The sequence below is a fragment of the Desulforhopalus vacuolatus genome (genome assembly GCF_016918505.1).
GTDB classification, from domain to species: Bacteria; Desulfobacterota; Desulfobulbia; order Desulfobulbales; family Desulfocapsaceae; genus Desulforhopalus; species Desulforhopalus vacuolatus.
Window position 1 is genome coordinate 1 of record NZ_JAFFPZ010000066.1, and the last position, 3654, is coordinate 3654.

Here is a 3654-nt window from a genome sequence, read left to right on the forward strand (position 1 = left end):
ATACAGTCCAGATCCAGATTACAGTCAACGGCACAAACGATGCGCCGGTGGCTGGTGCGGATGTAACGGCTACCATCGATGAAGGGGCCACTGGGATCAGTGGTACGCTTACTTCCACAGATGTAGACGATAACTCGACGGCTACTTTTGCTGTCACTCCAGGTTCAACTGCTCCGGCAGGCTTCACATTGCATCCAGATGGCTCATACAGCTTCGATCCAACCGATGCGACATACGAATATTTGAATGTGGGTGATTCCGAGATCTTAACGATCCCTGTTACCGTAACCGATGATAATGGCGGAACCGATACGGTTCAGATCCAGATCACGGTTAACGGTACGAACAACGCTCCGGTAGCAGGCGCAGATGTAACCAGGTCCGTTGATGAAGGCGCCGCGACAATTGACGGTGTGCTCACTGCTACGGATGTTGACCATCCGGAGACGGCAACCTTCAGTATTACAACTGGATCTACTGCTCCATCCGGTTTTATGCTGGACACGGATGGAACCTATAGTTTCAATCCGACCGATGTGGCCTACGACCATCTCAATGTTGGTGATACGGTTGTGCTGACAGTTCCGGTCACCGTGACGGATGAGGGCGGTGGTGCGGATGCGATGCAGATTCAGATCACGGTCAACGGTACCAACGATGCTCCAGTAGCAGGTGTGGATGTATCTACGACCGTCGATGAAGGTGCCGGAATGGTGTCCGGAAACCTGGCCTCAAGTGATGTAGATGATGGTTCGACGGCTGCCTTTACGGTCACTCCAGGTTCAACTGCTCCGGCAGGCTTCACACTGCACGCAGGTGGTTCATACAGTTTTGATCCAACCGATGCAACGTACGACCATTTGAATGTGGGTGATTCCGAGATCTTAACGATCCCTGTTACCGTGACCGATGATAATGGCGGAACTGATACGGTTCAGATTCAGATCACGATTAACGGTACAAACGATGTGCCTGTAGCGGGAATTGATGTTACGACCATCGTTGATGAAGGGGCGGCATTGATTAATGGTGCGCTCACTTCAACGGATTCCGATGATGGGGCAACTGCAACATTTGTGGTTACGCCAGGGGCAACCGTTCCAGCAGGTTTCACGCTTAATCCAGATGGAACCTATAGTTTCGATCCAACCGATGCGACGTACGACCACTTGAATGTGGGTGATTCCACGATCCTGACGATCCCTGTTACAGTGACGGATGATCAGGGTGGAATCGATACGGTGCAGATCCAGATTACGGTCAACGGTACCAACGATGTTCCTGTAGCGGGTGCGGATGTCACTACTTCCGTTGATGAAGGGGCCGGAATGATTTCTGGCAACCTGACTTCAAGTGATGTCGATGATGATGCAACGGCCGCTTATACGACGACCGCCGTAATTGATGGGTTCACGCTGCACGCAGATGGCTCTTATAGTTTTGATCCAGCCGATGCAGCCTACGAACACCTGAACGTGGGTGATTCCGTGATCCTGACGGTTCCCGTCACCGTGACTGATGACCAGGGTGCAACCGATACAGTTCAGATCCAGATTACAGTCAATGGCACAAACGATGCCCCGGTAGCTGGTGCTGATGTTACGACCATCGTTGATGAAGGGGCGGCATTGATTAATGGTGCGCTCACTTCAACGGATTCCGATGATGGGGCAACGGCAACGTTTGCTGTCACTTCAGGCTCAACCGTTCCGGCAGGTTTCACGCTCAATCCAGACGGAACCTATAGTTTCGATCCAAACAATGCGGCGTATGACCATTTGAACGTGGGTGATTCCACAATCTTGACGATCCCCGTTACCGTGACGGATGATCAGGGCGGAATTGATACGGTGCAGATCCAGATTACGGTCAACGGTACCAATGATGCGCCGGTGGCTGGTGCGGATGTCACTACTTCCGTTGATGAAGGGGCCGGAATGATTTCTGGCAACCTGACTTCAAGTGATGTCGATGATGATGCAACGGCCGCTTATACGACGACTGCCACGATCGACGGGTTTACGCTGCACGCAGATGGTTCCTACAGTTTTGATCCAACCGATGCCGCCTACGAACACCTGAACGTGGGTGATTCCGTGATCCTGACGGTTCCCGTCACCGTGACTGATGACCAGGGTGCAACCGATACAGTCCAGATCCAGATTACAGTCAACGGCACAAACGATGCACCTGTGGCTGGTGCGGATGTAACGACTACCATCGATGAAGGGGCCACTGGGATCAGTGGTACGCTTACTTCCACCGATGTAGATAATGGCTCGACGGCGACCTTCACGGTCACTCCAGGCTCAACTGCTCCGGCAGGGTTTACGCTGCACGCAGATGGTTCCTACAGTTTTGATCCAACTGATGCGACGTACGACCATTTGAACGTGGGCGATTCCGTGATCTTAACGGTTCCTGTTACGGTGACTGATGATCAGGGTGGTACCGATACGGTGCAGATTCAGATCATGGTCAACGGTACCAATGATGCTCCGATTGCTGGCGCGGACGTTACCACGACGGTTGCCGAGGGGGATGCTGCCATTAATGGCACGCTCACTTCCACCGATTTGGATGATGGTGCAACGGCCGCTTATACGACGACTGCCACGATCGACGGGTTTACGCTGCATGCAGATGGATCATACAGTTTTGATCCGACCGATGCGGCGTATGACCATCTGAACGTGGGTGATTCCACGATCCTGACAATCCCCGTCACCGTGACCGATGATAATGGTGCAACCGATACAGTCCAGATCCAGATTACAGTCAATGGGACCAATGATGCACCGGTGGCTGTTGCGGATGTAATCACTTCTGTTGATGAAGGGGCCGCTGGGATCAGTGGTACGCTTACTTCTACCGATGTAGATGATGATTCGACGGCTACCTTTGCTGTCACTCCAGGTTCAACTGCTCCGGCAGGGTTTACGCTGCACGCAGATGGACAATACACTTTCGATCCAACCGATGCGACGTACGACCATTTGAACGTTGGCGATTCCGTGATCTTAACGGTTCCTGTTACGGTGACTGATGATCAGGGTGGTACCGATACGGTGCAGATTCAGATTACGGTCAACGGTACCAATGATGCGCCGGTGGCTGGTGCTGATGTCACTACTTCCGTTGATGAAGGTGCCGGAATGGTGTCCGGAAACCTGACTTCAAGTGATGTCGATGATGATGCAACGGCCGCTTATACGACGACTGCCACGATCGACGGGTTTACGCTGCACGCAGATGGTTCATACAGTTTTGATCCAACTGATGCGGCGTATGACCATCTGAACGTGGGTGATTCCACGATCCTGACAATCCCCGTCACCGTGACCGATGACCAGGGTGGAACCGATACAGTTCAGATCCAGATTACAGTCAATGGTACCAACGATGCACCTGTGGCTGTTGCGGATGTAACGGCTACCGTCGATGAAGGAGATGCTACGATCAGTGGTACGCTCACTGCCACCGATGTAGATGATGGCTCGACGGCTATCTTCACGGTCACTCCAGGTTCAACTGCTCCGGCAGGCTTCACATTGCATCCAGATGGCTCATACAGCTTCGATCCAACCGATGCGACGTACGAATATTTGAATGTGGGTGATTCCGAGATCTTAACGATCCCTGTTACCGTGACCG

The 3654-nt window shown here is 52.6% G+C and carries 1 protein-coding gene; it reads left to right on the forward strand.

Features of this window, described 5'->3' with window-relative positions:
* Positions 1–3654: beta strand repeat-containing protein (locus tag JWG39_RS15835; RefSeq protein ID WP_205220414.1), on the forward strand; the 3654-nt coding region annotated here is incomplete at both ends.